This is a genomic window from Roseibium sp. AS2, from assembly GCF_038900065.1.
Classification (GTDB): domain Bacteria; phylum Pseudomonadota; class Alphaproteobacteria; order Rhizobiales; family Stappiaceae; genus Roseibium.
In genome coordinates, this window is sequence record NZ_JBBMQN010000002.1 from 1 (window position 1) to 26992 (window position 26992).

The following is a 26992-nucleotide window of genomic DNA, read 5'->3' on the forward strand; positions in this document are numbered from 1 at the left end:
TGGAAAAGCCCGGTCGCTTTCGAACGAAAGGTGGCCTAAACGAGCACTTGGGGCGGCACAAAATAGCGACAGGTCCAGATCGGAGAAGAATCTGTTCTCCTGCGATTGGCACCGGAGAGCCAAGCCAATGCTCCATTGCTATATGTTGTATGTCCCTGAGCGAACGGGATAAGCAATCTTTGATATTGATGATGATCAATTCACTACGGGTACGTCAATCGGTTCGGAGCGTTGTATTGCCCGCGTATGTCTGAGTAAAAATCTTAAACTAAGACACTATCATATATTTTGTGAGATCAATTTTGAATTTCAATTGCGCTGACAACGAATACCTTTATTTTAGCGAATTTCTGTTCGTGAATGAAGTGAACAAAAACACTTGTAAAAAATTTCCATGTTTTGCTTTAGGGTGAAATCTCGCAACCCACTACTTCCAATAGTGAGAGGTTTTATGGCATTCGGTATTGGTCGGGCGATCAGAAGGCAGTTTAAAGCTACAGTCGATGAGAATTTCGACTACATTGGCGATAATATTGGTGTCCGTAAAAAAAATCTCTCATTTATGGCGGATGAAGATTTTGCCAAAGCTTGGGAAAAAGCTGTTGAAGGGAACCGGCCCGCTTGGGGTGGACGTTACAAAGACGTTCGTTGGAGGGCTCATACAGCAGTTTGGGCGGCAAAACATGGTTTGACCCTCGAAGGAGACTTTGTAGAGTGTGGAGTATTCCTTGGTCTACTTTCTCTTACTATTTGTCATACCCTTAAATTCGATCAAATTTCCAAAAGTTTCTTTCTATTCGATACCTTTGATGGCATTCCTGATGACGGTGGCGAATTAGTCAGAAAGCAAAACAAGATCTATTTTGAGTGTTTTGAATTAGCCAAAAGAAATTTCTCGCCATTCCCCAATGCGAAGCTGATTCAGGGAGCGCTCCCGGGGACGCTTGCGCTCGCTCCCCTGGACAAGATTGCGTATCTTTCAGTCGACCTTAATCACGCGAAGTACGAAAAAGAAGTTATTGAAGAGCTTTGGGACAAGCTTTCGAAATCCGCGATTGTTCTTATCGATGATTATGCATTTCAATCAAATGAAGAGCAGTACGAGATGTGGAATGAGTTCGCGTCTAAAAAGGGCTGCTCGATATTGACCATGCCCACCGGGTCTGGAGTGCTGATAAAGCCGTAGGCTTTTTCGGCAGACGATTTTCAATCATTCGGTTCAAAGCGAACCGCACGCGGTGATCCCCAATTCCAGACGGGACGGTGGTTTCCTTGTCGTTCTTCCGGCCAAGCCAAGAGCGATCCGGGTTCAGGGAACCGTGTGCTTATACCATCGCGGGCGTATTTCCGAAGGCCAGTTACTGCCCCGGGGCCGGTGTCTTTTTACGCCGCGTCCCGGATGGCGAATTGAAAACCAGATTGCAAAGCGGAATCGCCCACCAGGCGGTTTCAGATTGCTGACAACCCGCCCGGGTCAATCAGGAAAGTCTGCAGCGCAGCTGCATGCCAGATCAGCAAACCAGATGCATTGCGCGCCAAAGGTGCGCTCTCATTTTCTAGAATCACAATCGATTACCTCGATTCCGTGCTCGCTAACGCTCGCGCTTGCGCGCTGGGTTCCGGATCGGCGTGCAGCCTTGCTGCACTTGTCCGGAATGACGGGCTGAGGGTTTGTCAGCAGTCTGGAACCGCCCACCGGGCGGTTTGTCTCGGGAGCATTTTTCATGAAATTCATTACTGACTGGCGCCAGGTCCTGGGCAGGGCCTGGAGCGTGCGGCTGATGCTGCTTGCGGCGTTCCTGTCCGGTGTGGAGGCCGTTTCTCCGTGGCTCGGAGGTTTTCTGGAACCCGGGCATCTGGCGCTGTTTTCCGCCCTGGCCACCTCAGGCGCCTTCGTGGCCCGTTTTCTCGCTCAAAAGGATTTCGATGATGAAACGTAGGACCTGCCTTGCCGGGGCGGTGGCGGCGGCCGCAATCGCGCTTGTGGGGAGCTGGGAAGGGCTTCGTCTGACAGCGTACCGGGATGTGGTCGGCGTGCCGACCGTCTGCTACGGCGAAACCCTGGGTGTGCAGCTTGGGGACACGCACTCCAGGGCCGAATGCGATCGCATGCTGCTTGCTTCGCTCAAGCGCCACGAAGCCGGCCTGCGTGGCTGTTTGAAGCGGCCCGATCGCATACCGGCAAAGAGCTACGTGGCCTTTGTCAGCCTGACATACAATATCGGGGTTGGCGCCTTCTGCCGGTCAACCGCGCGCAAACGGCTCAATCGCGGGGATCTCAAGGGCGCGTGCGACGCGGCAACCTGGTTCAGGAAGGCCGGCGGGCGGACACTGCGCGGCCTGGTCAACCGGCGCACAGCGGAGCACAGGCTCTGTCTGGAGGGCCTGCGATGATCGGACTGATCCTGCAGAGCCGCACCGCATGTGCGCTCCTTGCCGTCACCGCCGTTCTGGGAAGCTTTTTCCTCTGGCACACGATTGATCGAACAAGCGCGGTGCGCAGGGCGGTGGCGGAATATGTCGCAAAAAACGAACTGATGGCCGCGCGGGCGCAGCTCGTCGAAACCAAGCGCCGGAAATCCGTGTCGGACAGAGCGCGAGAGCACCTGCAAACCGAAATCGACAAGGCCACGGCGCAGGCCGACGCCGCAATTGAGGAATTGGAGCATTATGTTTCTGCTGTCGAGGACACTTGCGTTGTCCACCCTGGCCTTGTTGAGCGCTTGCGCGACCGCTGACGACCGGCTCAGCCGTTCCGCCTTGCAAACGGGCCGGCTGGAAGCTTCCAGACTTCTGCCGGCGTATCCGGGCGACTGCCGGAAGAGAGAAAGGTCAGGTGTCAGGATCGGGGAGCCGCTGGACGTGGCCCTGTTGCGGACCGACCAGGCGCTGGGCCGCGCCAATGCGAAGCTGCATCGGTGCGGTGCGTGGTACGACGATGTCAAAAACGGATATGGAGGGAGGCGAAGTGACTGAACAGGAACTGCACAAACTGGCCCGAAACAGCGGCAGGGAAGGTGGCCGGGAAGTCGCTCAGGAGGTGTTGCGTGCGCTCGGCATCGATCTCGAGCAGCCTCTGGAAGCCCAAAAGGACATGCATTTCCTGCGGGATCTGCGCAAGGGAACTTCCAGCGTCAAGGGAAAGATCATCAACACGGTCGTCGGGGCGTTGGCGCTGGCCGGTCTTTACAAGCTCTTTTCAAGTGTCAAGTGGGGCGGCTGACCAGGGGCCCGTGCCGCCGCCACCGGCAAAGGCCGTGTCGAAGCCTGTTGGCGGCTCTCGAGTGGCTTGACACACTGTTCAGTATTTCATGCCTAGAAGGCTCTCCGACTGCTGATTACCTCTGGATCACGAACAACATGCCGACATTCGGCGGTCAGTGATTGGAGCAAATCATGAGCAATCCAGAGAATACGATCCTTCAGGTCAATGCTTCGGCGCGCAAGTCCGGTTCGGTGACGCGTGACCTGTCGGACGCGCTGGTGACGGGTCTGCTGAGCAAGACGCCGGAAGCCAAGGTCATCAGCAGGGACGTTTCGCAGGGCCTGCCGTTCCTGGATGAAGACTGGGTCGGCGCGACATTCACGGCCCCGGCTGAACGGAGCGCGGACCAACGCTTGAAACTGGCGCTGTCAGACACGCTGGTAAGGGAACTGAAGGCCGCCGACACGATCGTCATCGGCATGCCGATCTACAATTTTTCGGTTCCCGCTGCGTTGAAGGCCTGGATAGATCTGGTCGCACGTGCGAGGGAAACCTTTCAGTATACGGAAAATGGTCCCGTCGGGTTGCTTCAGGGCAAGAAGGCCTACGTGATTGTTGCGTCCGGAGGGACCAAGGTCGGCTCCGAGATTGATTTCGCGACGACCTATCTCGGACATGTGCTCGGTTTCATGGGCATTACAGATGTCAAGATCGTGGCTGCTGACCAGTTGATGCTGGATCCGTCCAAACGGGACGCGGCGCTGGCCGAAACGCTGCAGATTGCGGCCTGATTCCGGATTTCCCGACCAGTTCAATGACCGGGATGGAATACATGCCGGTCATCAGAGTAGCCGTGGTGGTCAGGTCGTTGCTCGTGCCCGTGTTTGTCAGTCTCTGAGCCGCGCGAAAGAGCCCGGAATCAGGAAGCGCATCCAAGGGTTGTATTTCAAAGGTGCGGCGAAGGCATAGTACAAGAGCGATGCGCGACGGTATTCCCACTCAGCCGGATGAGTTTCTGCGGGTCTTCGACGCGCTCTCTGCAAGGCATCGCTGCCGGCCAGCACCTTCTGGTGCGGCTGGCCCGATTTTTTTATGTATTCTCTTTATTGAAATTTTTGCCTGCATTGCCCGTGCAGGGGCCGATTTTATTCCGTTCTGCCTGTTGGCTCAGATGAAACCAACCACGATTGCAGCCAAAAAAGCGAAAGCTGCAAGAAAGGCAATCACATTCAGGTTCCGTACAAGGGTCATATGTCCGCTCCCGATTACCTCTGTCTGACCGAGGAATGTTAGGGCAGCGTCGGCGGGAAAAGAAGCGAAAAATATGCTGCATTGCAATGTCGCAGTGCAGTTTCCGGTTGTGCCGCTTTGAGATTTGTTAATTAAGATATTGATCATAAACGAGACCGTCCGGGTGACGCATGCGACAATTTTTCTCCGGCTAACTTCGCCCCGGCTAATGAAAACCCGAAACAACGATGACCGGGACCGCGTCGAGATGGTCAAACACGCCCTCGAAGCAGGAGCCCGGCTGGCCCGGTAGGCTACTGTTAAGGGGGGGATGGTAGGCTCCGACGTAGCGCGATCAATGCGTTGGAGTAACAATGGTTAATCTTGCGAAACTGACAGACCTAGCCAGAGACAGCAGCGCGACAGGCCGCAAAAGCTTCGTGGGCATGCTGACCGATCTTTTTGTCAGCTCCGGCAAAGAACGGGACGAACAGATAAGCCTTCTTTTCGGTGACATTGTTCTCAAGGTTCTGGGCCAGCTGGAAGAGGAAACCCGCGTCATTCTTTCGAAGAGAGTGTGCCACGTCGAGGAAGCGCCCCGTGAGCTGATGGTGAAACTTGCGCAGGATGAAATTTCCGTCGCGCAGCCCGTCCTTGAAAACTCGCCGGTTCTGACATCCGAAGACCTGGTCAAGATCGCAACGTCCGCGTCAATGGAGCATCTGGGCGCGATCGCCTGCCGCGAATCCGTTTCCGCGGAGGTGACGACGGTCCTTGTGGATCGGGGCGATGCCGCGTTGCTGAGCAAAGTCGCGGAGAACAAGGGCGCTCGATTTGCCGATGCCTCCTTTTTGCAACTGGTTGAAAAGGCACGCTCCGATGAAACCATCCAGGCCGCGCTGGCCAACCGCGCGGACCTGCCCGAAGATGCCGCTCAGGCGCTGCTGCCACTTCTGACCGAAGAACTGAAGGAACGCATCAGTGCGCTGGGCGCGGACAACTCCCTTGTCCACCTGCTGGCGGGGCGCGCTGCGACCGAAGTTGCCGCGAGGACGCACAAGCTTGAAGATGCCCGCGAAAAGTCCAATGCCCTGATCAAGGATGTGGTCGCCAAGAAGATCAAAATCGACGATGTCGTTTCCCAGTTCGCACGGGCCGACCAGACGGCGGAACTGGGCATACTACTCGCCAAGCTGAGCGATCTGCCACCGGCAGCTGTCTCCCAGTTGCTCTTTACCGCCAGCGACAAACCCCTGATCATCCTGTGCAAGGCCAACGGCGTTTCCGCGGAAGCCTACAAGGACATTCTGACCATGCGGGCGCGCCGCCTGGGCATGGGCGGGCTCGAACTCAACGCTGCGATCCAACGTTATGCAGCGCTGAGCGAAGCGGGGGCCAAACGTTCTCTGGAAACCCTCAAGCAGACAACCGGTTCATTCGGCACAAGTTCTGAAAAGGACGGTGCCGGCGAGGCGCCGGTAAAGAAGAACATTCCCTTCGCCTCCAGTCGCTGACCTGTCTTCGAAACCGCCCTAGCCGCTGCTTTTCTGCAGGGTTGCCGTCATGGCGGCAGCGGACACCAGGAAGGCGCCGCCGACCTTGTTGACCAGGCGCAGAAGCGACGGGCTTGTCAGCTTTCTGCCGAGGAAGGCGGCCGCCAAGGCGTACACCGCGGCATTCAAAACACCGAGCACCACAAAGGTCGTCCCCAGCAATGTCAACTGGGGCAGGACCGCGGCTTGCGGCGCGATGAAATGCGGCAGAAAGGCCATGAAGAAGATGATGCCCTTCGGGTTCAACGCGGTGACGATGTAGGCGTGCCAGAAGATCTTTCTGGCCGGGACCCGAGCGACCTGATGAGCGCCGAGTGCCTCGGGGCGACTGCGCCACATCTTGTTGCCGAGCCAGACCAGATAGGCCGCTCCGACCCATTTCAGCAGGCTGAATGCGGCCGCAGATGTGGCCAGAATGGCACCCAGCCCCATGAGGGAGGCGATTGCGGCCGTCGCATCGCCAAGTCCAACGCCCATGACAGTGGCGAAAGCGGATCTGCGGCCCTGGGTGAGGGCATAGCTGACGACAAGCATGATCGTCGGTCCGGGGATGGCGAGCACGACAAGAGTTGCGACGACATAAGCCGCATAGAGTTCAAATGTCACGGGGACCGTCCTTCAAAAGTGATCGTCGACCATAGACCTGCGCTTTCGAATCTTCAATCATGACCAGGCAGTTCAAGAGCCGGGCAGTTCAAGAGGATGAACGGAAGCCGATGCGGAAGACATCATGGAGAATTGTGGGTGCCCTTGCCGGTCTCATCTGGTTGATACCGCAGGCGGGTAGCGCAGCGCCGGTGCCGGAAATGAAGCCGCTCGGCAGCGTCGGTCAGACGCCCTTTGTCGAAGGGATCGATATCCCGCGTACCAAGCCGAGGTCGGAGCCGGAGCCGGAACACCAAGACCGCGCCGGTCCTCAGCCCAAAAATTCACAGGCTCGCGGCTCATGCGTCATTCCAGGCGCTCTTTTCGAAGACAGGGAACCGTTTTCCGGTGACCGTGCTAACAGCCCGGCCCAGGACGAGGACAAGGGATGCGGGATCGCCGAACCCGTCGGGATGATTGGTGTGCGGCAAGGGAGCGTTGAAGTTGTCTTTCCCGGTCCGGTGCTGCTTTCCTGCGACTTTTCGAAAGTGGTCGCGGATTGGCTTCTTCTTGATGTCCTGCCCGCCGCCGACAGCCTTCTGGGGACGCAACCCGTTCGCGTTGGAAGCGGACCGGGTTACCAGTGTCGCAGGCGCAACAATCAGCCAGACGGCAAGTTGTCGGAGCACGCGCTTGGCAAGGCCATCGACATTTCCGGCTTCGAATTCCAGGACGGATCCAGGATTTCAATTGATGAGGACTGGGGTCGTCAAGGTGCGAAAGGACGATTTCTCAAGCGTATTCACACGGCCGCCTGCGAGCGGTTCACTACTGTGCTCGGCCCCGAAGCCGATCCGAACCACAAGTCCCATTTCCATCTGGATATCGGCTGTCATGGCCGCGATTGCACCTACATTATCTGTCAATAGGTCATTCCCGTGTTGCAATACAGCCAGAACATTGTTCCCTTGAGGTGCTGACAACCCACGCCGGAACCGCCCATGGAACGCTATGAAACCGCTGTTGAAGCCGCCCTCGAATTGCGACCCGATCAGCCTGTCTACTGCTTCCGGCCCAAGGTGTTGCAGCAGGATGCACAGCAGTTTCAAAGCCTCTTTCCCGGCAAAACCGCTTACGCGGTAAAAACGAACGGCGAGCCCTTTGTCCTGAAAGCCCTTGCCAAGGCGGGGATCGACTGTTTCGACGTCGCGTCGCCGGCCGAATTCGCCGCTGTGCGCAAGGCCGCGCCCAAGGCGGAAATGCTTTACATGCATCCGATCAAGGCGCAGTCCGATATTCGGCTTGCGCTCGAGGAATACGGCATCCGGACGCTTTCGCTGGACCATGAGGACGAAGTCGCCAAAATTCTGAGGATCGTTCGCGCCCTGGATATCGATCCAGGCAGGATCAGCCTGTTCGTGCGCATTGCCACGAAGGGGCACGCGGCCTATGAACTCTCCAAAAAATTCGGGGCGGCGCCGGGACATGCGGTCGAACTGCTCAAGCGCATCCACCGGATCGGCTTCAAATGCGGATTGTGTTTCCATGTCGGCAGCCAGATCGAGGATCCGGAAACCTACGAACGCGCCCTGGCATCCGCGGACTGGATAAGATCGCGGGCAGGTGTGCCAATCGTCGAACTGGACGTGGGCGGCGGATTTCCCGCGGTTTATGGCCATGATCCGCGGCGCAAGGTTCGGGAAATGCCATCGCTCGAGGATCTCATGGGCCAGGTCAAGACGGATATCGCCGACTGGCAGTTTGATGACATGCCGCTGGTGGCGGAGCCCGGCCGGGTGATTGTGGCGCGATCGATTTCGCTGATCGTGCGTGTCCTGCTGAAAAAGGGCCGCCGGCTCTACATCAACGACGGTATCTGGGCCTCCTTGTCGGACAGCTGGACCGGCAAGATCACCTTGCCGGCGCGGTTCATTCCGGACCCCGCCAGAAGGACCCGTTCCGGGCAGGCCGACAAGATTGTCCCCTTCAAGGTCTGCGGAGCGACCTGCGACAGCGTTGACATCCTGTCCCGTCCGTTCTGGTTGCCGGAGACCGTCGACACCGGTGACTGGATCGAAATAGGACATATCGGTGCCTACAGCCTGTCGCTGCGCACGCGGTTCAACGGTTTCTACCCGGAGAAGGTGATCGAGGTCAGCACACCGTTTGAGGCCGGAGAAGCCCCGGAGGGGTTCGCGTCGATCGAGACGATGGCGGATTGAGCGTGCCGTGAAGGCCGCGAATGAATGTGCGGCCGCAAGCAGGTAACCAGTCGGGCTGGCAGGCTGCTTGCGGCCGCAAGTTCATGGGGGCCATTGGGGCCCGCAGCCGGATTGGTGCCCGGTCTACTGGCAGAAGCGCTGTTCGCCGCCATAGGTCGTGTAAGTGCCGGTGGACGAATTGAACGAACGGAACTTGGACGAACAATACTGATACCAGGCCGGGCTCCACGGCTGGTAACCGACGGTGCCGCTGACACGGCCAGGGTAGGGGGCCTGCGGATAATAGTTTGCCGGCGGCGGGGCAGCGTGGCTCGGCCGGCTGGTCGCGCCAAGAAGGATGGCACCCGCGGCAAGGCCGATGACGCCGGCAGCAACTGCAGCGCCAACATTGCCATTGCCTTTATGATTCCTGTTGGGCCGCTGGGCCTTGTGATGCTTGTGTTTGCGATGGGAGCCATAATTCTTGTTGTGGCCGCCGCGATTATCCTGCCAGCCGTTTCTCGGTCCGGCTTCTGCAGTGGCGACTGTCGGCAGGAGGAGCGCGCCTGTCAATGCGGCGGCAAGAATGCGTTTGCTCATGCTGTTCATCGTCAATCTCTCTTCGAAGGCGCGCCATTCGTGAGTGGCGCCGTTGCTGATGGGGGGAGATTGACACGCACGGTCTGAACCGGTTCTGAGATGTCCGTTCATCTGATGTTCAGATTTGCGGTGCGGGTTCGGGCGCGTATTATGCTGCCGGAAACCGGTTGCCGGACTGCCGGTGATCTCGACCAGGAACAGGGAACAACGTGAATACAGAAAACAAATCCGTTATTCGTTCGACTGATGACGAGGCCCGCCTTCTGGCCAAGGGGCTGATCCGCTCCGCAAGGTTCGGTGCTCTTGCCGCGCTCGAAGCCGGGAGCGGGCATCCGCTGGCCAGCCGGGTCTCCGTCGCAACGGATCTTGACGGAACACCGGTCATTCTCACGAGTACACTTTCCGGTCACACCGCCGCCATTCTCAAGACCCCGGCCTGTTCCCTGCTTGTCGGCGAACCCGGGAAGGGCGACCCTCTGGCTCATCCCCGGACCTCGCTTTTCTGTAACGCCGAGCAGGTGGAACGAGGAAGCCCGGTCCATGACCGGCTGCGCGCGCGATATCTGGCGCGTCACCCGAAGGCAGAGCTCTATGTCGATTTCGGTGACTTTTCATTCTTCCGGCTGGAGCTTCTCCGTGCCAGCCTGAACGGCGGTTTCGGCAAGGCATTCGAGCTGACCCGGGAAGACCTGCTGGCACCCGTGAACGATCCGGAGCATTGGGCGGCGTTCGAGACGGGCGCCGTGGCGCATATGAACGAGGACCACCGGGACGCGATAAAGCTCTATGCCGAAGTGCTGTGCGGGGCGGAGGATGCCAACTGGCGCCTTGCGTGTCTCGATCCCGAAGGGCTGGACCTTGTTGCCGGAGACCGGATTGAACGGCTCTGGTTCACAGAGCCGCTGGACGATCCCAAGGACTTGCGGCCAACGCTTGTTGCTCTGGCTCTGCAAGCTCGAAACGAATGAGCCGGTTCTGCCGCAATAGTCCTCCATGCCTGCCTGTCACGCAGCGCGCAGGTGCCCGAGAAAGTCGTTCAGGCCTGTCCGAATGGTGCCGATATGGCTGGAGACCTCCTGTATTCTGCCTACGACCTCTCTTACCTGTTGGCCGGAGGTCCGGGCTGCACGGTTGACTTCGGAAATGTTCAGGGAAATGTCTTCACTGCCACTGGCCACATGGTTCACATTCATCGCGATTTCCGAGGTGACAGCATTCTGTTCCTCGATTGCCGAGGCGATGCCCGAAATCTGGTCCCTGATATCGGTCATGGATCTGACGACGGTCATGATGGACTGAGAACAGGATGCGGCCCCGGATTGCACGCCGCTCAGCTGCGATCCGATCTGGCCGGTCGCCTGGCCGGTCTGATTGGCGAGAGCCTTGACCTCCGAGGCCACGACGGCAAAGCCCTTGCCCGCTTCGCCGGCCCTGGCTGCCTCGATCGTGGCATTCAGGGCCAGAAGATTGGTCTGTGCGGCGATGTCACTGATGAGATTCAGGACATCGTTGATTTCGTCGGCCGAGGCGGACAGGCTTTCGACGGTGTTGCAGGATGTTTCCGCCTGTTCCGACGTCTGGGTTGTCGAGGTATTGGCCAGGATGATCTGGCGACTTATTTCCTGAATGGAGCTTGCCAGTTCCTCTGAAGCGGCAGCAACGGACTGAACGCTCGTGGTTGCCTCCTGCGCGGCCGCGGCGACCGTGTTGGCGCGTTCTTCGGTATCCTGGCTGTTTCTTGCAAGCTGGTCCGTACTTTCCGACAACTCCTTCAAGGCGTCGGTCACGGTGTCGCAACTCGACATCAGCAAATTTTCCAATTCGTCAGCCAGCCGTAGGCGCGTTTCTCTGCGATCTGTCTCGGCCTGCAACTCTTCCTCACGCGCCTGTTCCTGAAGCCGCTTCATTTCTATCGTATTCACGCGGAACGTCTCAAATGCTTCTGCAACCTTGCCGATTTCATCCCTCGACCGAACGACGACCTCCACCTGCGTGTTGCCCTGGGCGAGTTCGAGCAGGCCGTTGGAGACCTGTCCGAGAGGCCTGGAAATCATGTAGCGGGCAAAAAGCACGGACCCGACGCCACAGACAATGAAGGTCGCTAAAGCGATGAAGATGATTTGCAGGAGTGCCTGTTTCTCGTGGTTTTCGGCAGCCACAGCGGCTTCATGTGTAAAGCGTTCGATCTCCTCCAGAAGCGCGAGGAGTTCTTGATCAAGCCGCTCCTGTTCCTCTTCCATCAGCGCGAGCAGGTTTCCTGCTTCAACGAGTTCGTTTTTTTCTATGAGATGCAATATCTCATCGACATGGGCCTTGTATTGGGCGTACTCGACTTCGATACGTTTGAGTTGCTCGACGGCATGCAGAAACTCCTTGCGCTCCGCTTCTGTGGTTGAATGGTCGAGAGCGAACTGGGCCAATTTCTCGGCTTTCAAGATTTCTTCGCCTACCTGGATCTCCAGTTTCTGCACGGTTGCTTTCAGGGAATGCAGCGCTGTGGTCTCATCTTTCGCGTGAACCCCGGCAATCCGCACAATACGCTCCAGAAGCACTGCCTGTTCCAGCTGATGAGTGGTTACGTGGCTGATGGCTTCAGTGAGCGGGATGTCCTTTTCAGCAATATTCGCGAGTTCTTTCCCGATTGCGTTCATCTGATAGATTGCGACCGCAGCAACAATCACGAGACCGCTGCAAAGCGTCGCAACGAGTACGAGAATTTTGCCAGATACAGAGCTGGCAATCGGGTTTGTTAAATGCATTCGGGCAACCTCGATTGAAATCGGATCCGGGAATGCCAATCTTAAGTTGTGCTTGGTTGAAAAATTGGTAAATATGCTTTCCAATAAGAAGAAAAAAATCCTTTTAGGTAGAATTTTCAGCGGCAGGATTGCGGATTTACGCAAGGGAACAGATGCCGTTGTGGCGACGTTTGGAACGAAATACTGTATATCAAACCGCGCCCGGAGGCGCGGTTTGTCGTTTGATTCTTCAATTGCTGCCTGACGGCAGTCAGGCCTTTCCCCATCCGCCGGGTGTCGGAGTGATGACCGTTACGGCTTCGCCGGTTTCCAGTATGGTCTGGTCGCAACCTTCGAGTTGTTCGACGGTCCCGTCCCGTCGCCGGACTTCCGTACGGCCAAGCTCGCCGTCTTCGCCCCCTTCAAGACCCTTGGGCGGCACGGTGCGGTGCGAGGCAAGGATGGCGCAGTCCATTTTTTCCAGGAACCGCAATGTCCGCCTTGTGCCGTCACCCGCCGACCATTTTCCTTTGCCACCGGACCCTTTGCGGATATGAAAATCCTCCAGAAGCACCGGGAAGCGGAATTCCAGCACTTCCGGGTCGGTCAGGCGGGAATTCGTCATATGGGTGTGAACCCCGTCGGTGCCGTTGAAACCCGGCCCTGCCGGAGATCCCGAACAGATGGTCTCGTAGTACTGATAGGTGTCGTTGCCGAAGGTCAGATTGTTCATCGTTCCCTGTGCGTTTGCCATGGCGCCGAGTGCGGCAAAGACGGCGTTGGTGACGTGCTGCGATGTTTCGACGTTTCCGGCCACCACGGCGGCCGGATAGGTCGGCCGCAGCATGCAGCCGTCGGGAATGATGATGTGAATCGGCTTCAGGCAGCCGGCATTCATAGGAATGTCGCCGTCCACCATCACCCGGAAACAATAGAGGATCGCGGCGCGGGTCACCGGCTCGGGAGCATTGAAGTTGTTGGGCTTCACATCCGAGGTGCCGGTGAAATCGACGGTAGCTTCCCGCTTTTCCTTGTCGACGGTGATCCTGACCTTGATCACGGCGCCCTGGTCCGTCGGATATTCGTATTCGGAATCTTTCAGCGCCTCGATGACCCGGCGCACGCTTTCTTCCGCGTTGTCCTGGACGTGGCCCATATAGGCCTGGACAACTTCCAGGCCGAAATGGGTCACCATCTTCCGGAGTTCCTGAATGCCCTTTTCATTGGCCGCGATCTGGGCCGACAGGTCTGCGACATTCTGGTGCGGATTTCTGGCAGGAAAGGCGTGATCGGTGAGAAGCTCAACAAGATCGGCTTCACGGAAATGGCCCTGGTCGACAATCTTGAAATTATCGAAGAGAACACCTTCCTCGTCGACATTTGTAGCTCTCGGGGTCATGGAACCGGGCGCAGAGCCGCCGACATCGGCATGATGGCCGCGTGACGCCGCCCAGAACAGGATTTTCCCGCCCTCGTCATCGAACACCGGCGACACAACCGTGATGTCTGGCAGATGGGTTCCACCGTTATAGGGAGCGTTCAGGGCAAACACGTCGCCCGGTCTGATCTTTCCCTTGTTGAGCTTGATGACGGTTTCGACCGACCGGTCCATGGAACCAAGATGCACGGGCATATGCGGGGCGTTGGCCACCAGGGCACCGTCGGCGTCGAATACGGCGCAGGAGAAGTCCAGCCTCTCCTTGATGTTGACCGAGTAGGCCGTGTTCTGGAGCGTTACACCCATCTGTTCGGCGATGGACATGAACAGGTTGTTGAACACTTCCAGCATGACCGGATCGGCCTTTGTGCCGATTGCCTCGGACCGTTTCAGCGGGACGACCCGCTTCAGGATGACGTGGTCCTTGGCATTGATTTCCGCGTGCCAGCCGTTTTCCACCGCGATGGTCGCATGGGGTTCGACGATCACGGCCGGTCCGGCCACCTTCATGCCCGGCCTGAGCACATCGCGTTTGAATATGCCGGCTTCGTGCCAGGCGCCCTCGGAATAAACAGGCATCGTTGAGGCTTGCGCTGCGACATCGGAGGAAAGGCTGAAGTCGGGCTCGACAAGGCCGGCACCGCCGCCTGCCGTTTCAACCTCAAGCGCTTCGACAACAACGGGCTTGTTCTCGTAGGCGAAGCCGAACTGATTATGGTGCGCGCGCTCGAAGGCGGCGCGCATTTGCGCAACGCCGCCGAGCGGCACGGGAAGCGGTGTGTCGGTGCCGTCATAGCGCAGATGTGCCGTTGCCGTTGTCTTTCGGGCATCGGCCGGAATGGCCTGCTGATCGAGTTCGGCTTCTGTCTGGCCGGCAAGCTGGGTCCGCAGGGCGTCGAGTTCCGGCAGCAGGTCTTCGTTCAGTGTCCTGACCACGGCCTGCTGACGGTTGGCCCTGATATCGGCAAGGCCCATTCCGTAGGCCGACAGAATGCCGGAGAACGGATGCAGGATCACGGTCTTCATTCCGAGACTGTCCGCGACACGGCAACCGGTCTGGCCACCCGCGCCGCCGAAACAGGTCAGCGCGTATTCGGTGACATCATAACCGCGCTGGACGGAAATCTTCTTGATCGCGTTGGCCATGTTCTCGACGGCGATCTTGAGGAAACCGTCGGCGACCTCGGCCGGCGAGCGGCCGTCGCCGATCCTGTCCGCCAGTTCCGCAAATTTGCTGCCGACAACCTCTTCGTCGAGCGGCTGGTCCCGGTTGGGTCCGAAGATCTTGGGGAAAAAGGCGGGCGACAGTTTGCCTGTCATCAGGTTGGCGTCGGTGACCGTCAACGGCCCGCCGCGCCGGTAACAGGCCGGGCCCGGATTGGCGCCGGCAGAATCAGGGCCGACCTGAAAGCGGCCATCCGCGTAGTGCAGGATCGAACCGCCGCCCGCGGCCACGGTATGGATCATCATCATCGGCGCGCGCATGCGCACACCAGCGACTTCTGTTTCAAAGGCGCGCTCATAGTCGCCGTCATAGTGGCAGACATCGGTGGACGTGCCGCCCATGTCGAAGCCTATGATCTTGTCGTACCCGGCCATTCGGGAGGTCTCGACCGCGCCCACGACGCCGCCGGCAGGGCCTGACAGGATCGCGTCCTTGCCCTGGAACAGGTCGGCAGCGGTCAGGCCACCGGAGGACTGCATGAACATGAGCCGAGGCCCGCTGCCGAGTTCCTCGCGGACCTGGTCCACGTAACGGCGCAGGATCGGGGAGAGATAGGCATCCACTACCGTGGTGTCGCCGCGTCCCACCAGCTTCATCAGCGGTGAAACCTCGTGGGAGACCGACACCTGGGGGAAGCCGATGTCTTCGGCGATTTTCCTGAGGGCCTGCTCATGGGCCGGATAGGCATAGGCGTGCATCAGCACGATAGCGATCGACCGGATGCCATCCTGCCAGGCCGCCTGCATCTCGCGCCGGGCCTGATCTTCATCCAGCGCTGTTTCCATCGTCCCGTCCGCTCTGACACGTTCGGTAATTTCGTGCACGCTTTCGTAGAGCAGTTCCGGTTTGATGATTTCCTTGGCGAAAATGTGCGGCCGTGCCTGGTAGCCGATTTCAAGGGCGTCACGGAAACCTCTGGTGATGAACAATGCCGTCCGTTCGCCCTTGCGTTCCAGCAGCGCGTTGGTGGCGACGGTCGTGCCCATCTTCACGGCTGCGACCTTGCCGGAGGGAATCGGCGCGTTTTTGTCGATGCCCAGAAGATCGCGAATGCCCTGAATGGCGGCATCCCGATAAGCTTCGGGATTTTCGGAAAGGACCTTGTGAGGATGAAGGGTCCCATCTGGTGCGCGTCCCACGATATCCGTGAAGGTGCCGCCGCGATCGATCCAGAAATCCCATCTGCCAGTCATAATCTTCCCCCTGTTTCCGCCGGCTCGCCCTGTGTGCAGGGCTCATCGCCGGTAGTTCGCATTTCCGGTTTGTGATCGCACATTTACATTTTATCGATAAATTGTCGATGAAAAAAATCGCAAACGTCTTTCCCTGACTTTCTTCCGGTTGAAAAAGCCGTGTGGCGAGAGAAATTCCGTTCATGAAAGAGTGGGGAAATCACACTTAGTCGGACACGCTTTTTTCAAAGAGCGACAGGCCGCTGGCTCCCCAGCCAAAACGCCGTGCAACGGGGGCGGGTGGACCGATGCCAAACGCCGCCCTGGCCTCCGCCGTCTCGTGTTCGTTGCTGTGAACGATCAACAGCCAGCGGGCTCCGGCCGTGCCCTGATGTGCGAGCGTGTTCCGGTCGGATGCTGGAGCGAATGCTTCGGGTTCGCGCAGGTAATAGGCAAGGGCCGGTGCGGCAAACCCCCTGTAGAGGACCAGGCGGTCTTCGGGATGGCGGCGCTCCAGATAGTCCTGGACGATCAGGCGCCACTCGGGCCTGACCTTTTCCCGGAGCGTGAACCTGAGTTCCGGAAATGTCAGGATCAGGGCCGCCGCGAGAAGCGCCAATGGCGCGATATGCGGCAGCAGGCGCCGGGCCGCCATGGCGGCCAGCAGAAGCAGGCCGGGCCAGGCCGCAATCAGATACCGGTCGAACAGGATCGGCTGAACCAGCACGGAATAAAGATAGGCCAGCACCGGCGGCCCCGCCGTGTAGGCGGTGCAGACAAGATCTTGCCGGTGGCTCCCGGTGCGAGCAGGCTTGCGGGTCACGACCAGTCCGGCAACAAGCCCGGTCAATGCCAGACCGGCGAGCAGGCTGAAGAAGGAAAGCGATCCGGAGATGTTGAACACCATGGTCTTCAGGAACGGCAGGTCGGGATAGGCAATCCAGAAGCCTTCCTGCGCGACGGACCGCGCCCGGCTTGTCAGGATGAGCAGCCATGGAAGAAAGGCAAGGGTGCTTGCGGTCATCGCGGCACAGGCGAGGATCGCGCCGGAGGTTTTGATCGGTTCCCGCCGGATCAGGTCGCGGAACGCGAAGGCGGTGCAGACGAGACCGACCGATGCGAAGCCCGGCAGGGCGTAGATATGGGTGTAAAGGAAGGCGGTTCCCGAGACGGCGAGCGCCAGCAGCGCGGCCACACCGGGCTTGCGCAGCACTGTCAGGGTCGCCAGCAGAAACGCAAGGCCGGTCGCCGCCAGAAGCGCATACATGCGTGCTTCGGTCGAATACCATATGTGAAAGGGGGAAACGGCGAGCAGCGCCGCTGCCAGCAAACCCGTCCACCTGTCACAGACAAATCTGCCGAGCAGGTACATCAGAACGACCGCGAGAAGCCCGAACAGAGCCGACGGCAGCCGGAGAGCCGTCTCGCTGTCGCCAAGCACCGGCATGGTGAGCCAGAGGACGATGTTGTGAAGGGGCGGGTAGTTGTCGGATGCGACCGATGACAGAAGCTCTGTCAGGGATCCGCGCGATTGGCTCCAACTGACGGCTTCGTCGTACCAGAGGCTGGTTCGGTTGAGCCCGGGAAGCCGGGCAAGCGCCGCCACGCCGACAATGGTCGCCAGAAGCAGAAGGTTCAGGTACCTGTGGGTAAGAAGACGTGCGGCGATTTTCAGCCCCAAGATTGTTCCTCCGATTTGGTGCGCGAACGCTAGCCAATTCGACAGGGAGAGGAAAGCAGGTTCTGGTGACAGGCTTGTTCGCAATTTATCGATAAATTGTTGATGTTTTCAGGATACGAGTCTATTCTTCAGGTGGATGTGCTCCGCCTGGTGTTCACAGAAGACACACGGACCAGCATCCCGATGGGCAACGCCCGTTTCCTAGAGGAGAATATCATGCTGCAATCACGTTTCCTGAACCGGGCCGGACTCCGTCTGGCCGCCGCCACTGCCCTTGGACTGGCAGGTGTGGCTGCCGCTGCCGCCGAAACCAAGTGGGACATGCCGACGCCTTACGGCGACAGCAACTTTCACACCCAGAACATTGCCGCCTTCGCCAAGGATGTGACGGACAAGACCGACGGCTCCCTGACCATTCAGATCCATTCCGCCGGCTCGCTTTTCAAGCATCCGGAAATCAAGAATGCCGTGCGCAAGGGGCTTGCGCCGATCGGTGAAGTGCTGGTTTCGCGCCTGTCCAACGAAGATGCCGTGTTCGGAGTCGATTCCGTGCCGTTCCTGGCGCCGTCCTATGACAAGTCCTGGAAGCTCTACCAGGCCTCCAAACCGGCCCTGGAAGAAAAGCTTGCCGCACAGGGACTGCAACTGCTTTACACGGTTCCGTGGCCACCTCAGGGTGTTTATGCAAAGAAAGAGGTCACCCAGGGTAGCGACCTGAAGGGACTGAAGTTCCGCGCCTACAACGCGGCAACGGAGCGTCTCGCGCAACTTGCCGGAGCCGTTCCGACCCAGGTTGAGGTGCCGGACATTCCGACCGCTTTCTCGACCGGCCGCGTCGAGGCCATGATCACGTCGCCGTCCACCGGCGCCAACTCCAAGGCCTGGGATTTCCTGACCCACTATCATGATACCCAGGCCTGGCTGCCAAAGAACATGGTCATTGTAAACAAGGGCGCCTTCGACAGCCTGAGCGAGGCTGAACAGGCCGCTGTGCTCGAGTCCGCGGAAATCGCCGAAAAGCGCGGCTGGGAAGCTTCCAAGGTTGAAACCACGACCAAGACCAAGATGCTGGTCGACAATGGCATCACCGTTGTCCAGCCGAGCAAGCAGCTGATCGAAGATCTTGCCGTGATCGGAGAGACCATGTCCGCCGAATGGCAGGAACAGGCCGGTGAGACCGGCGCGGCTGTTCTGGAAGCCTACAAGAACTAAAGCGAAGTTGAAAACGCCGGATCTCCTGATCCGGCGTTTCATATTCTCAGTTGCTCATCCGGGGGAAGTCGATGCGGAAGGCTCTGAACGCGCTCTATCAAGCGTCTACGGTACTGGCTGCGTGCTGTCTCGCAGTCATCGCGTCTCTCGTGGTTCTTCAGGTGCTCGGGCGCCTGCTCGACGGTGCGAGGACATTTCTCGGGCTTGATCCCCTGGGGCTCCTTGTCCCCTCACTCGCGGAGATTGCCGGCTTCCTGCTGGTAGGGGCATCCTTTCTTGCCCTGGCGGGCACGTTCCGGAACGGCGACCATATCCGCGTGTCGATGCTGCTGCAGTCCGCTCCGCCCGTGCTGGCGCGCTTGCTGAACATCTGGGCCGTTGCCGCCGCGTTGGGACTTGCTTCGTTTTTCAGCTGGAACGCCGGTTGGCTTGCCTTCGACAGCTACGTCTACAACGAGGTTTCCTTCGGCATCATTCCAGTCCCGCTGGTCTATCCGCAGACAGTGATGACCCTCGGGCTGGCCGTGTTCACGGTCGCCCTTCTGGATGACCTGATCCTGCTGCTGACCGGCCATGCGCCCAGTTTTGAAACGGTCGAAAAATCCGATCCGATCGAGGGGATGGAATAATGGACCTTTCGCTCATTGCCTTCCTGCTCGGCCTCGGCATGCTGGCGGCGCTTCTCACCGGCCTCTGGGTCGGCGTTGCCTTGTTTTCGGTGGCACTTGCCACGATGATGTTCCTCGTCTCCGTTCCGGCCGGCCCGGTCATGGCGACAACCGTATGGGGGGCCGCCAACTCCTGGGATCTGACCGCGCTGCCGATGTTCATCTGGATGGGCGAGATCCTGTTCCGGTCGAAGCTGTCTGAAGACATGTTCGCCGGCCTGTCGCCCTGGATGCGCAATCTGCCGGGCCGGCTGCTGCATGTGAATATTCTCGGATGCGGGGTGTTCGCCGCCGTGTCGGGGTCCTCCGCAGCAACGACTGCCACCATCGGGCGCATGTCCCTGCCGGAACTTGACCAGCGCGGCTACGATGAGCGCATGGCGATCGGTACGCTTGCCGGTTCGGGAACGCTTGGCCTGCTGATCCCTCCCTCAATCATCCTGATTGTCTATGGCGCGGCGACCGAACAGTCGATTGCACGGCTCTTCATGGCCGGGGTCCTGCCGGGCGCGATGCTGTGCCTTCTGTTCATGGGCTATGTCGTGATCTGGGCGCTTTTGAACCGACACAAGATGCCGCCGAAGGAAGCGCCGGTGCCGTTCCTGGAACGGCTCATGGCCACACGACGCCTGTTCCCCGTGATCGGACTGATCGTCGGCGTGATCGGCTCCATCTATGCCGGTCTTGCTTCGCCGACGGAAGCGGCCGCCATCGGTGTGCTGCTGTCGCTGCTTTTGTCCTGGGCAAGCGGGACACTGAACCGGACCAGCTTTTCCGAGGCCCTGATGGGGGCGACGCGCACGTCGTGCATGATCGCCTTCATTCTTGCAGGCGCTGCCTTCCTCACCGTTGCGATGGGGTTTACCGGCATCCCGCGTGAACTGGCGGCCTGGATCGGGGCCATGAACCTGTCGCCATATGCTCTCCTGATCGCGCTGACACTGTTCTTCGTGGTGCTGGGATGTTTTCTGGACGGCATTTCGGTCGTCGTGCTGACCACGTCGGTCATCCTTCCCATGGTGGAACAGGCAGGCATCGACCTTATCTGGTTCGGCATCTACCTGGTGCTTGTCGTGGAAATGAGCCAGATCACACCGCCGGTGGGCTTCAACCTGTTCGTTCTTCAGGGCATGACCGGGCACAATATCTTCAAGGTCGCCGTCATGGCGCTGCCTTTCTTCCTGTTGATGATCCTTGCAGTCGTCCTGATCGTGGTGTTTCCGGACTTGGCACTGTGGCTGCCGCAGACGATGCTGAGCAACTGAATGTGAAACCGCGCTGGAGATCTCGACGATGACGGATGAAACCGACCCCAGATCCGGTCAGAAGGGCGTTACGCCGGTCGGGCCGGTGGTTTCCGCCGCGCACCTGGCTTCCGGTGCGATGCCGGCTCTGTCCGAAGTCGAGTTCGCGGTCACAATGATGGTCAATGCCTATCACCGCTGGATGGTCCGCTGCATGGCGGCCAGTGGCTCGGAAGGTCTGGGGCCGCTGGACGTGCTGGTGCTGCATTCGGTCAATCACCGCGGCCGGGCCAAGACGTTGTCCGACATTTGTCTGGTGCTCAATATCGAAGACACCCATACGGTGACCTATGCCCTCAAGAAGCTGGAGAAGGCGGGCCTGATCGCGTCCGGGCGCAGGGGCAAGGAAAAGACCGCCGGGATCACGGCGGCAGGCGAAACCGCCTGCATGGAGTACCGGCGTCTGCGCGAAGCCCTGCTGGTCGAACCCATGAAGGCGCTGGGCCTCGACGAAGGCGAACTCTCGCGGCTTGCCGCAACGCTTCGGCTGGTTTCGGGAAATTACGACCAGGCGGCCAGGGCTGCCGCCGCGATGTAACCCCATTGTTGCTTCGGGGGGTGATCGCACGGCCTCTTTTTGTTGAATAATCCAAAATTTCTTGTAGTATCGAAATATGGAGCAGCAGGAGGCCATATCCGCGCTTGGCGCATTGGCGCAGGAAGACCGTCTGGCGGCCTTCCGGCTGCTGATGGCCGCGGGATCGAACGGGTTGCCGTCGGGGACGATTGCCGAGCGGCTGGACATTCAGCCGACCCGGATGTCGTTCCACCTGACGACGCTGGACCGCGCCGGTCTGCTGACCACGCGGCGGGAAGGCCGGCATATCCACTATGCCGTGGACCACGACCGGATGCGGCACCTCCTAACTTTCCTCATGGAAGACTGCTGCGGCAACAACCCGGCCATATGCGGCTTTCCTGCCGATGACCAAACAAAGCCTGAAAGTGTGTGACAGGACCAATCCCCATGACCATTACGATCTATCACAACCCGCAATGCGGGACGTCGCGCAATTCGCTGGAAATGATCCGCGAATCCGGCGCCGAACCGCGCATCATCGAATATCTGAAGACGCCGCCCAGCCGGGAAGAGCTTGTCGATCTCATCGCTCGCATGGGCATTCCGGTGCGCGATCTGCTGCGCCAGAAAGGCACGCCTTATGACGAGCTGGGCCTGGGCGACGACAAATGGACGGACGACCAGTTGATCGATTTCATGATGGCGCATCCGATCCTGATCAACAGACCGATCGTTGTTACGGAGAAGGGTGTGGCCCTGTGCCGTCCGTCTGAAAAGGTCATGGCGCTGTTGCCGCAAGATATCGGCTCCTTCACCAAGGAAGACGGCGAAGTGGTGACCTCGGGAAAAACGCATGGCTGAGTCGGGAAGCGGTTCAAACGGCCTCGTGAATGTTTCCGGGGAGGATCTGGCACCGATCAGCGAAACGCGGCTGTTCGCGCCGGACCGTCCCAGCCATCCCCCTCGTATCCTGCTGCTTTACGGGTCCCTGCGGGAACGGTCCTACAGCCGCTTTCTGGCCCTGGAAGCGCAGCGCCTGTTGCATTTCTATGGCGCGGAAACACGGATCTTCGACCCTTCCGGACTGCCCTTGCCGGATGACGCTGGGACGGATCACCCGAAGGTGGCGGAACTGCGCGCGCTGTGCGCCTGGTCGGAAGGCCAGGTCTGGTGCTCGCCGGAGCGCCACGGCGCCATGACCGGTATCATGAAGTCCCAGATCGACTGGATCCCCTTGAGCCTGGGCGCCATCCGGCCGACCCAGGGCAAGACCTTGGCACTCATGCAGGTTTCCGGTGGCTCCCAGTCCTTCAACGCGCTCAACCAGATGCGTGTTCTGGGACGCTGGATGCGCATGATGACCATTCCAAATCAGTCGTCGGTGCCCCGGGCTTATCAGGAATTCGAAGAGGACGGGCGCATGAAGCCGTCGCCGCTCTATGACCGGGTGGTCGATGTCATCGAGGAACTGATGAAATTCACGCTTTTGTTGCGTGGCCAGTCGGACTACCTGGTTGACCGGTATTCGGAACGAAAAGCGGCCCGCTTGAAGGGCGCGGACACTCCGGCCGTCCTGGCTGAGGCATCGGGCGCGGTCACACCGTCGATTTGAGCGGAGCGTCCGGCCCGCCGAGCGGGTCGGCGTCCTTGTTCCTGTCCCGGCCTCCGTCTACAGGGGAGGGATCCGGCTGCTCGCCGACGGCCCTCGCACTTCGTGCAAGCTTTGGCGAATGCCTGATCCTGGGCGATGCGGCGGCCGGTGTTCCTTGTTGCGGAAACCATCTGCCGCCACTGGTGTTCAGCGGGAAAACCGGAAAGGCGGCTTCGTGTTTTTCGACGGCGTCGGGTTTCCCGAACATGAAGCCCTGCACCAGGTCGCAGCCGGTGGCGCTGAGCAGGACCGCCTGGGTCTCGGTCTCGACACCTTCGGCCGTGATTGTCACGTCCAGAGACCGGCCAAGGCCGACGATCGATGTGACGATCGCGTCCGTGCTGGCATCCTTGCCTAGATTCTGAATGAAGGCCTTGTCGATCTTGATCTTGTCGAAGGGGAACAGGCTCAGATAACTCAGCGAAGAATAGCCGGTACCGAAATCGTCCATGGCGATCGAGACGCCCATATCGCGGATCTGCCTGAGCGTGTCGAGCACGGCCTGCGTGTTCGAAATCAGCAGGCTCTCGGTAATCTCGATTTCCAGGCGCCGCGGATCCAGCTGTGACATCTGCAAGGCCTGGGCGACCCGCTTCTGGGTTTCTCCGGCGATGAACTGGGCCGCTGAGACGTTCACCGCGACCTTGCGGCTCTTGTCCTCCCAAAGAGCCGCCTCGATGCAGGCGTTGTTCAGGACCCAGGTGCCGATTTCCTCGATAAGTCCCGTGTCTTCGGCAATCGGAATGAAAACGTCCGGCCTGATCATCCCCTTGCCCGGCTGTTCCCAGCGGAGCAGGGCCTCGTAGCCTTTTAAGGTTCCATCTCTGAGGGCGTATTGCGGTTGATAGAGAAGCTTGAACTGGTTGAACTTCAGGGCCTTCGCAAGGCCTTCCTCGATTTCCTTGCGTTTCTGGGCGTCGGCGTCGAGTTCGGCCGTGTACCAGCAGAAGGTCGAGCGTCCGCTGTGTTTGGCTCGGTAGAGGGCAAGGTCGGCGCAATGCAGCAGACGCGACGAGCGCCAGGATCCGTCGGTTGCGCGTGCAAGTCCGATGGAGAGCGAGATCCCGATGTCCTTGCCGTCGATGGTACAGGGGGCATTGGTGGCGGACATCATGTCGGCGGCGAGCCGGGTCATTCGCGCAGGATCGGAAAGCGAGCTGAGCATTACAGCGAATTCGTCGCCGGACAGGCGGGCGACCAGGTGATTGCCGAAAACCGCCTTCAGGCGTTCGGCGACGATCTGGAGGAAAACGTCTCCGGTGCCATGACCATAGGTGTCGTTGATGTCCTTGAACTTGTCCACGTCGATCAGCATGACGCCGATGTTTGAGGCCTTGGCCTGTGCCAGGCGAAGGGCTTCCGTCAGCCGTGCGTTGAAGACGGCCCGGTTCGGCAGCCCCGTGAGCGTGTCGTGATGTGCCAGAAACTGGATGTCGCGATTGGTGCGGACCTGATCGTAAAACCGCATCCAGAGCAGTATGCCGGCAAAGACGAAGGAGGCCAGGCACAATCCGCCGATGGCCGCACTTATGGACCAGATCAGAGGTGTCAGGCTGGTCAGGAGGTCCTGCTGGGTCACGAGCAGCAACAGGCCCGGCAGACCGGGATCAGCCTCGGCCGGCCGATAGGCAATCAAGGCGTTGGGGCCGAATTTTCCCAGCCAGGTCATGTCGGGGATGACGGCAAGGGGGCTGCTCTCGTCCAGCGCCCCTTTCGCCACGTCCAGCAGCTTGGAGGAACGCAGCAGGTTTTCCGTGTCCCAGGGAACCGCCGCCAGGCTTGCGGCCTGGAAACCGCCGTCAGGCGTTGCGGCGGGCAGGAGGGTCGCGGCGTCCAGCACCAGGGACCGTCCGCTTGCCACCTGAAACAGTTTCTGCAGGGTTTCCAACTTGTCCTCGGGGAAGTCCGTCCGCCCTGGCTGCTTTGCGGACAGGCGCAATCCGGGTACCACGGATGGCGCTGACGACGCGTCGGCGACGGCCCGGAGCATGTTGTTCAAGGCTGGTTCCTGTGGAAGAAATACCTGTTCAAGGCCTCGAACGAGAAGCCAGTGGGTAAGCAGGCGGTTGCTCGCATAAACTCCCAGCGCCAGTGTCAGGACCAGCGACATCGAAATGAAGAAAATAACAGTGTTGCTTCTAACGATGAAATTTGCCATCGGGGGCGGTACCGGTTTGCGATCAATCGACAGCAGAGACTAGGTATAATTCCTTTAACCATCATGAATCGCCCCGGAATTCGGGCCTTCGGGGTGAGGAAAGTGTTTTTTGGCCCCTTGCAACCAGAGAGATTTCGGTGACCGTTTCGTGCGGACCGGAAAACTTTCCGGGAGATAGCCACCTGCCGGAGGGCCGCATCAATTGGATGATCGTGTCCGCAAAATACCGGCGGCCGGTCTGCTCCGATTGGTGATCCATTGATCTGGCCAAATCCCGGCTGGGTCGATAAGAGTGAAGTTGACCGTTTCAAATGGTGGTTCGAGCCAGGCCGAGGCGCCTGAATTCCTCAATGTCCCGCAGGAGCTGATTTGTGAGTGTCTGGAGCAGCCTCGGGGCAATTGTCGCGGCGATTGGAACCGGTGGCGCACAAATCGTTGATCGCCTGGTTCAGCTTGTGCTGGCACGGCCGGAAGGCACCAGCAGCGTTGGCTTCACTGTTGCGATGATCGCTCTGTCGGCCAAGATGGCCAAGGCGGACGGCGTTGTGACCACGGACGAAATCCTGGCCTTCCGTGACCTGTTCGACGTTCCGCCGAATGAAGAGCGCAACGTTGCACGGCTGTTCAATCTGGCTCAGGAGGACATTGCCGGCTTCGAGGTCTATGCCAAAAAGCTCGCCGACCTGTTTCCCTACGACAGGAAGACGCTGCTCGATATTCTTGACGGGCTTTTTTACATTGCGAAAGCCGACGGTGTCGTCCACGAAAGCGAAATAGGCTATCTTTCCAGGGTGGCCGAGGTATTCGGAATCGACGATCGCGAGTTCTCGAAGATCCTCGCCAGGCATGTGCGCAACGAGGGCAACCCCTACGAGGTGCTCGGTCTTGGCTCGGAGGCAAGTGATCTGGACTTGAAAGCGCACTACCGGCGGGAAGTTCAGGAAACCCATCCCGATCGCCTGATCGCGAGGGGCGTTCCGGAAGAATTCGTGCGGATCGCCAACGACCGCCTTGCCGCGCTCAACGATGCCTGGGCACAGATCTGTGCGGAAAGAGGCCTATGAGCGTCGCCACGGACACCGGCATAAAGGCAAGAATTCATCCCTCGCCCAACCATGGCCAGCGGGCTCCGGGGGCGCCGATCGATATGGTGGTGCTGCATTACACCGGTATGCCGAGCGCCGAGGCGGCCCTGCAAAGACTGTGCGATCCGCGCGCCGAGGTCTCCGCCCACTATTTCGTCGACGAAAACGGATCGGTTCTCCAGTGTGTTCCCGAATCGCGGCGCGCATGGCACGCGGGGCGCAGTTTCTGGAAGGGGGAGACCGATATCAATTCACGGTCGATCGGCGTCGAGATCGTCAATCCCGGCCATGAACACGGATACCGGCCCTTTCCCGCAGCCCAGATCGAGGCGGTGATTGCCCTGGTGCGCGACATCTGCGAGCGCCATCGTATCGACCCCTGGATGGTCCTGGGGCATTCCGACATCGCCTCCGACCGGAAGGAAGACCCGGGAGAGCTGTTTCCCTGGGACCGGCTTGCGGCATCCGGTATCGGTCTTTACGTGCCTCCCTTTCCGCTCGGTTCCGGGTTGTTCATGCAACAGGGGGACAGCGGCCAGCCCGTCGAGGCCCTTCAGTCCATGCTGGCGCTTTACGGCTATGAAATGGACATAACCGGGGAGTTCGATCTGAAAACCCGGCAAGCGGTGACCGCTTTCCAGCGGCACTTCCGTCAGGAGAAGGTCGACGGTGTCGTCGACCAGTCCACTATCGAGACCCTGAATGCGCTGCTGCGCAAATTACCGTCGATGTCGGGCACAGCCGGCGCGGGGGCGTGAACGCCTGC

26 protein-coding genes are annotated in these 26992 nt (G+C 59.4%); 20 read left to right on the forward strand and 6 right to left on the reverse strand.

The genetic code is table 11. The annotated features are described in order from the left end of the window. Positions 1 to 451 precede the first annotated feature (451 nt). The 8 genes from WNZ15_RS05020 (at position 452) to WNZ15_RS05055 (ending at position 5949) form a co-directional block, all read left to right on the forward strand. Positions 452 to 1186 (forward strand): TylF/MycF/NovP-related O-methyltransferase, encoded by a 735-nt coding sequence (locus tag WNZ15_RS05020; RefSeq protein ID WP_342891862.1) that lies wholly within the window; start codon positions 452 to 454, stop codon positions 1184 to 1186. A 538-nt stretch (positions 1187 to 1724) separates the two neighbouring features. Then, the gene (locus WNZ15_RS05025; protein ID WP_342891863.1) at positions 1725 to 1940 is read left to right on the forward strand and encodes a hypothetical protein; all 216 of its coding nucleotides are present in this window, start codon (positions 1725 to 1727) and stop codon (positions 1938 to 1940) included. Then, on the forward strand, positions 1930 to 2394 hold the full coding sequence (locus WNZ15_RS05030; protein WP_342891864.1) for a lysozyme: 465 nt from the start codon (positions 1930 to 1932) through the stop codon (positions 2392 to 2394). The genes WNZ15_RS05025 and WNZ15_RS05030 overlap by 11 nt, the downstream gene beginning before the upstream one ends. Then, positions 2391 to 2738 carry a hypothetical protein gene (locus WNZ15_RS05035; RefSeq protein ID WP_342891865.1) on the forward strand — a complete coding sequence of 116 codons (348 nt, stop codon included), beginning with the start codon at positions 2391 to 2393 and terminating at the stop codon, positions 2736 to 2738. Before WNZ15_RS05030 ends, WNZ15_RS05035 begins: the two co-directional genes overlap by 4 nt. Positions 2739 to 2968: 230 nt before the next feature. Continuing rightward, on the forward strand, positions 2969 to 3223 hold the full coding sequence (locus WNZ15_RS05040; protein WP_342891866.1) for a hypothetical protein: 255 nt from the start codon (positions 2969 to 2971) through the stop codon (positions 3221 to 3223). 173 nt (positions 3224 to 3396) lie between these two features. Beyond that, positions 3397 to 3996: an NAD(P)H-dependent oxidoreductase gene (locus WNZ15_RS05045; RefSeq protein ID WP_342891867.1), complete on the forward strand. Its 600-nt coding sequence runs from the start codon at positions 3397 to 3399 to the stop codon at positions 3994 to 3996. Positions 3997 to 4184: 188 nt separating this feature from the next. Then, positions 4185 to 4484: a hypothetical protein gene (locus WNZ15_RS05050; protein ID WP_342891868.1), complete on the forward strand. Its 300-nt coding sequence runs from the start codon at positions 4185 to 4187 to the stop codon at positions 4482 to 4484. 325 nt (positions 4485 to 4809) lie between these two features. Continuing rightward, positions 4810 to 5949 (forward strand): DUF2336 domain-containing protein, encoded by a 1140-nt coding sequence (locus WNZ15_RS05055; RefSeq protein WP_342891869.1) that lies wholly within the window; start codon positions 4810 to 4812, stop codon positions 5947 to 5949. 18 nt (positions 5950 to 5967) lie between these two features. Here WNZ15_RS05055 and WNZ15_RS05060 read toward each other — a convergent pair whose 3' ends face one another. Further along, a complete protein-coding gene (locus WNZ15_RS05060; protein WP_342891870.1) occupies positions 5968 to 6594 on the reverse strand; it encodes a LysE family translocator in 627 nt (208 codons plus the stop codon). 110 nt (positions 6595 to 6704) lie between these two features. Between WNZ15_RS05060 and WNZ15_RS05065 the strand changes: the two genes are divergently transcribed. Both WNZ15_RS05065 and WNZ15_RS05070 read left to right on the forward strand, forming a co-directional pair. Then, complete coding sequence (locus WNZ15_RS05065) at positions 6705 to 7502, forward strand: extensin family protein (protein ID WP_342891871.1); 798 nt, start codon at positions 6705 to 6707, stop codon at positions 7500 to 7502. Positions 7503 to 7574: 72 nt separating this feature from the next. Next, the gene (locus WNZ15_RS05070; RefSeq protein ID WP_342891872.1) at positions 7575 to 8795 is read left to right on the forward strand and encodes an alanine racemase; all 1221 of its coding nucleotides are present in this window, start codon (positions 7575 to 7577) and stop codon (positions 8793 to 8795) included. Between the two features lie 123 nt (positions 8796 to 8918). Here the strand turns inward: WNZ15_RS05070 and WNZ15_RS05075 are convergent, their stop codons facing one another. Further along, entirely contained in the window at positions 8919 to 9374 is a 456-nt protein-coding gene (locus WNZ15_RS05075; protein ID WP_342891873.1) for a BA14K family protein, read from the reverse strand. A 209-nt stretch (positions 9375 to 9583) separates the two neighbouring features. Here WNZ15_RS05075 and WNZ15_RS05080 point away from each other — a divergent pair, with 209 nt between their 5' ends. Beyond that, positions 9584 to 10342 (forward strand): HugZ family protein, encoded by a 759-nt coding sequence (locus WNZ15_RS05080; protein ID WP_342891874.1) that lies wholly within the window; start codon positions 9584 to 9586, stop codon positions 10340 to 10342. Positions 10343 to 10378: 36 nt separating this feature from the next. Here WNZ15_RS05080 and WNZ15_RS05085 read toward each other — a convergent pair whose 3' ends face one another. The 3 genes from WNZ15_RS05085 to WNZ15_RS05095 all read right to left on the reverse strand — a co-directional run bounded on the left by WNZ15_RS05085 (position 10379) and on the right by WNZ15_RS05095 (position 17628). Next, entirely contained in the window at positions 10379 to 12277 is a 1899-nt protein-coding gene (locus tag WNZ15_RS05085; protein ID WP_342891875.1) for a methyl-accepting chemotaxis protein, read from the reverse strand. A 106-nt stretch (positions 12278 to 12383) separates the two neighbouring features. Further along, positions 12384 to 15968: a hydantoinase B/oxoprolinase family protein gene (locus WNZ15_RS05090; protein WP_342891876.1), complete on the reverse strand. Its 3585-nt coding sequence runs from the start codon at positions 15966 to 15968 to the stop codon at positions 12384 to 12386. A 205-nt stretch (positions 15969 to 16173) separates the two neighbouring features. Next, positions 16174 to 17628: a glycosyltransferase family 39 protein gene (locus WNZ15_RS05095; RefSeq protein WP_342891877.1), complete on the reverse strand. Its 1455-nt coding sequence runs from the start codon at positions 17626 to 17628 to the stop codon at positions 16174 to 16176. A gap of 216 nt (positions 17629 to 17844) precedes the next feature. Here WNZ15_RS05095 and WNZ15_RS05100 point away from each other — a divergent pair, with 216 nt between their 5' ends. From WNZ15_RS05100 to arsH, 7 genes are all read left to right on the forward strand, one after another. Continuing rightward, the gene (locus WNZ15_RS05100) at positions 17845 to 18840 is read left to right on the forward strand and encodes a TRAP transporter substrate-binding protein (protein WP_342891878.1); all 996 of its coding nucleotides are present in this window, start codon (positions 17845 to 17847) and stop codon (positions 18838 to 18840) included. Between the two features lie 71 nt (positions 18841 to 18911). After that, the gene (locus WNZ15_RS05105; protein WP_342891879.1) at positions 18912 to 19469 is read left to right on the forward strand and encodes a TRAP transporter small permease; all 558 of its coding nucleotides are present in this window, start codon (positions 18912 to 18914) and stop codon (positions 19467 to 19469) included. Next, positions 19469 to 20773, forward strand: coding sequence for a TRAP transporter large permease subunit (locus tag WNZ15_RS05110; RefSeq protein WP_342891880.1), 1305 nt, complete (start codon positions 19469 to 19471; stop codon positions 20771 to 20773). Before WNZ15_RS05105 ends, WNZ15_RS05110 begins: the two co-directional genes overlap by 1 nt. Before the next feature lie 28 nt (positions 20774 to 20801). Then, on the forward strand, positions 20802 to 21350 hold the full coding sequence (locus WNZ15_RS05115; RefSeq protein ID WP_342891881.1) for a winged helix DNA-binding protein: 549 nt from the start codon (positions 20802 to 20804) through the stop codon (positions 21348 to 21350). Between the two features lie 76 nt (positions 21351 to 21426). Then, a complete protein-coding gene (locus WNZ15_RS05120; protein ID WP_342891882.1) occupies positions 21427 to 21765 on the forward strand; it encodes a metalloregulator ArsR/SmtB family transcription factor in 339 nt (112 codons plus the stop codon). A 14-nt stretch (positions 21766 to 21779) separates the two neighbouring features. Further along, on the forward strand, positions 21780 to 22193 hold the full coding sequence (gene arsC / locus WNZ15_RS05125) for an arsenate reductase (glutaredoxin) (RefSeq protein WP_342891883.1): 414 nt from the start codon (positions 21780 to 21782) through the stop codon (positions 22191 to 22193). Continuing rightward, positions 22186 to 22944, forward strand: coding sequence for an arsenical resistance protein ArsH (gene arsH, locus WNZ15_RS05130; RefSeq protein WP_342891884.1), 759 nt, complete (start codon positions 22186 to 22188; stop codon positions 22942 to 22944). The genes arsC and arsH overlap by 8 nt, the downstream gene beginning before the upstream one ends. Here the strand turns inward: arsH and WNZ15_RS05135 are convergent. After that, positions 22928 to 24973 carry an EAL domain-containing protein gene (locus WNZ15_RS05135; RefSeq protein ID WP_342892603.1) on the reverse strand — a complete coding sequence of 682 codons (2046 nt, stop codon included), beginning with the start codon at positions 24971 to 24973 and terminating at the stop codon, positions 22928 to 22930. The two genes, arsH and WNZ15_RS05135, sit on opposite strands and share 17 nt — an antisense overlap. 539 nt (positions 24974 to 25512) lie before the next feature. Between WNZ15_RS05135 and WNZ15_RS05140 the strand changes: the two genes are divergently transcribed. Both WNZ15_RS05140 and WNZ15_RS05145 read left to right on the forward strand, forming a co-directional pair. Continuing rightward, positions 25513 to 26205: a molecular chaperone DjiA gene (locus WNZ15_RS05140; protein WP_342891885.1), complete on the forward strand. Its 693-nt coding sequence runs from the start codon at positions 25513 to 25515 to the stop codon at positions 26203 to 26205. Further along, the gene (locus tag WNZ15_RS05145) at positions 26202 to 26984 is read left to right on the forward strand and encodes an N-acetylmuramoyl-L-alanine amidase (RefSeq protein ID WP_342891886.1); all 783 of its coding nucleotides are present in this window, start codon (positions 26202 to 26204) and stop codon (positions 26982 to 26984) included. The genes WNZ15_RS05140 and WNZ15_RS05145 overlap by 4 nt, the downstream gene beginning before the upstream one ends. The last annotated feature ends 8 nt before the right edge of the window (positions 26985 to 26992 follow it).

Bases quoted from the DNA above. Each gene is read 5' to 3' on its own strand.
- WNZ15_RS05030 (WP_342891864.1), top strand. From the start codon at position 1,930: ATGAAACGTAGGACCTGCCTTGCCGGGGCGGTGGCGGCGGCCGCAATC.
- WNZ15_RS05115 (WP_342891881.1), top strand. From the start codon at position 20,802: ATGACGGATGAAACCGACCCCAGATCCGGTCAGAAGGGCGTTACGCCG.
- WNZ15_RS05025 (WP_342891863.1), top strand. From the start codon at position 1,725: ATGAAATTCATTACTGACTGGCGCCAGGTCCTGGGCAGGGCCTGGAGC.
- WNZ15_RS05070 (WP_342891872.1), top strand. From the start codon at position 7,575: ATGGAACGCTATGAAACCGCTGTTGAAGCCGCCCTCGAATTGCGACCC.
- WNZ15_RS05035 (WP_342891865.1), top strand. From the start codon at position 2,391: ATGATCGGACTGATCCTGCAGAGCCGCACCGCATGTGCGCTCCTTGCC.
- WNZ15_RS05020 (WP_342891862.1), top strand. From the start codon at position 452: ATGGCATTCGGTATTGGTCGGGCGATCAGAAGGCAGTTTAAAGCTACA.
- WNZ15_RS05110 (WP_342891880.1), top strand. From the start codon at position 19,469: ATGGACCTTTCGCTCATTGCCTTCCTGCTCGGCCTCGGCATGCTGGCG.
- WNZ15_RS05120 (WP_342891882.1), top strand. From the start codon at position 21,427: ATGGAGCAGCAGGAGGCCATATCCGCGCTTGGCGCATTGGCGCAGGAA.
- arsC (WP_342891883.1), top strand. From the start codon at position 21,780: ATGACCATTACGATCTATCACAACCCGCAATGCGGGACGTCGCGCAAT.
- arsH (WP_342891884.1), top strand. From the start codon at position 22,186: ATGGCTGAGTCGGGAAGCGGTTCAAACGGCCTCGTGAATGTTTCCGGG.
- WNZ15_RS05075 (WP_342891873.1), bottom strand. From the start codon at position 9,374: ATGAGCAAACGCATTCTTGCCGCCGCATTGACAGGCGCGCTCCTCCTG.
- WNZ15_RS05045 (WP_342891867.1), top strand. From the start codon at position 3,397: ATGAGCAATCCAGAGAATACGATCCTTCAGGTCAATGCTTCGGCGCGC.
- WNZ15_RS05050 (WP_342891868.1), top strand. From the start codon at position 4,185: ATGCGCGACGGTATTCCCACTCAGCCGGATGAGTTTCTGCGGGTCTTC.
- WNZ15_RS05145 (WP_342891886.1), top strand. From the start codon at position 26,202: ATGAGCGTCGCCACGGACACCGGCATAAAGGCAAGAATTCATCCCTCG.
- WNZ15_RS05055 (WP_342891869.1), top strand. From the start codon at position 4,810: ATGGTTAATCTTGCGAAACTGACAGACCTAGCCAGAGACAGCAGCGCG.
- WNZ15_RS05065 (WP_342891871.1), top strand. From the start codon at position 6,705: ATGCGGAAGACATCATGGAGAATTGTGGGTGCCCTTGCCGGTCTCATC.
- WNZ15_RS05100 (WP_342891878.1), top strand. From the start codon at position 17,845: ATGCTGCAATCACGTTTCCTGAACCGGGCCGGACTCCGTCTGGCCGCC.
- WNZ15_RS05090 (WP_342891876.1), bottom strand. From the start codon at position 15,968: ATGACTGGCAGATGGGATTTCTGGATCGATCGCGGCGGCACCTTCACG.
- WNZ15_RS05135 (WP_342892603.1), bottom strand. From the start codon at position 24,973: ATGCTCCGGGCCGTCGCCGACGCGTCGTCAGCGCCATCCGTGGTACCC.
- WNZ15_RS05105 (WP_342891879.1), top strand. From the start codon at position 18,912: ATGCGGAAGGCTCTGAACGCGCTCTATCAAGCGTCTACGGTACTGGCT.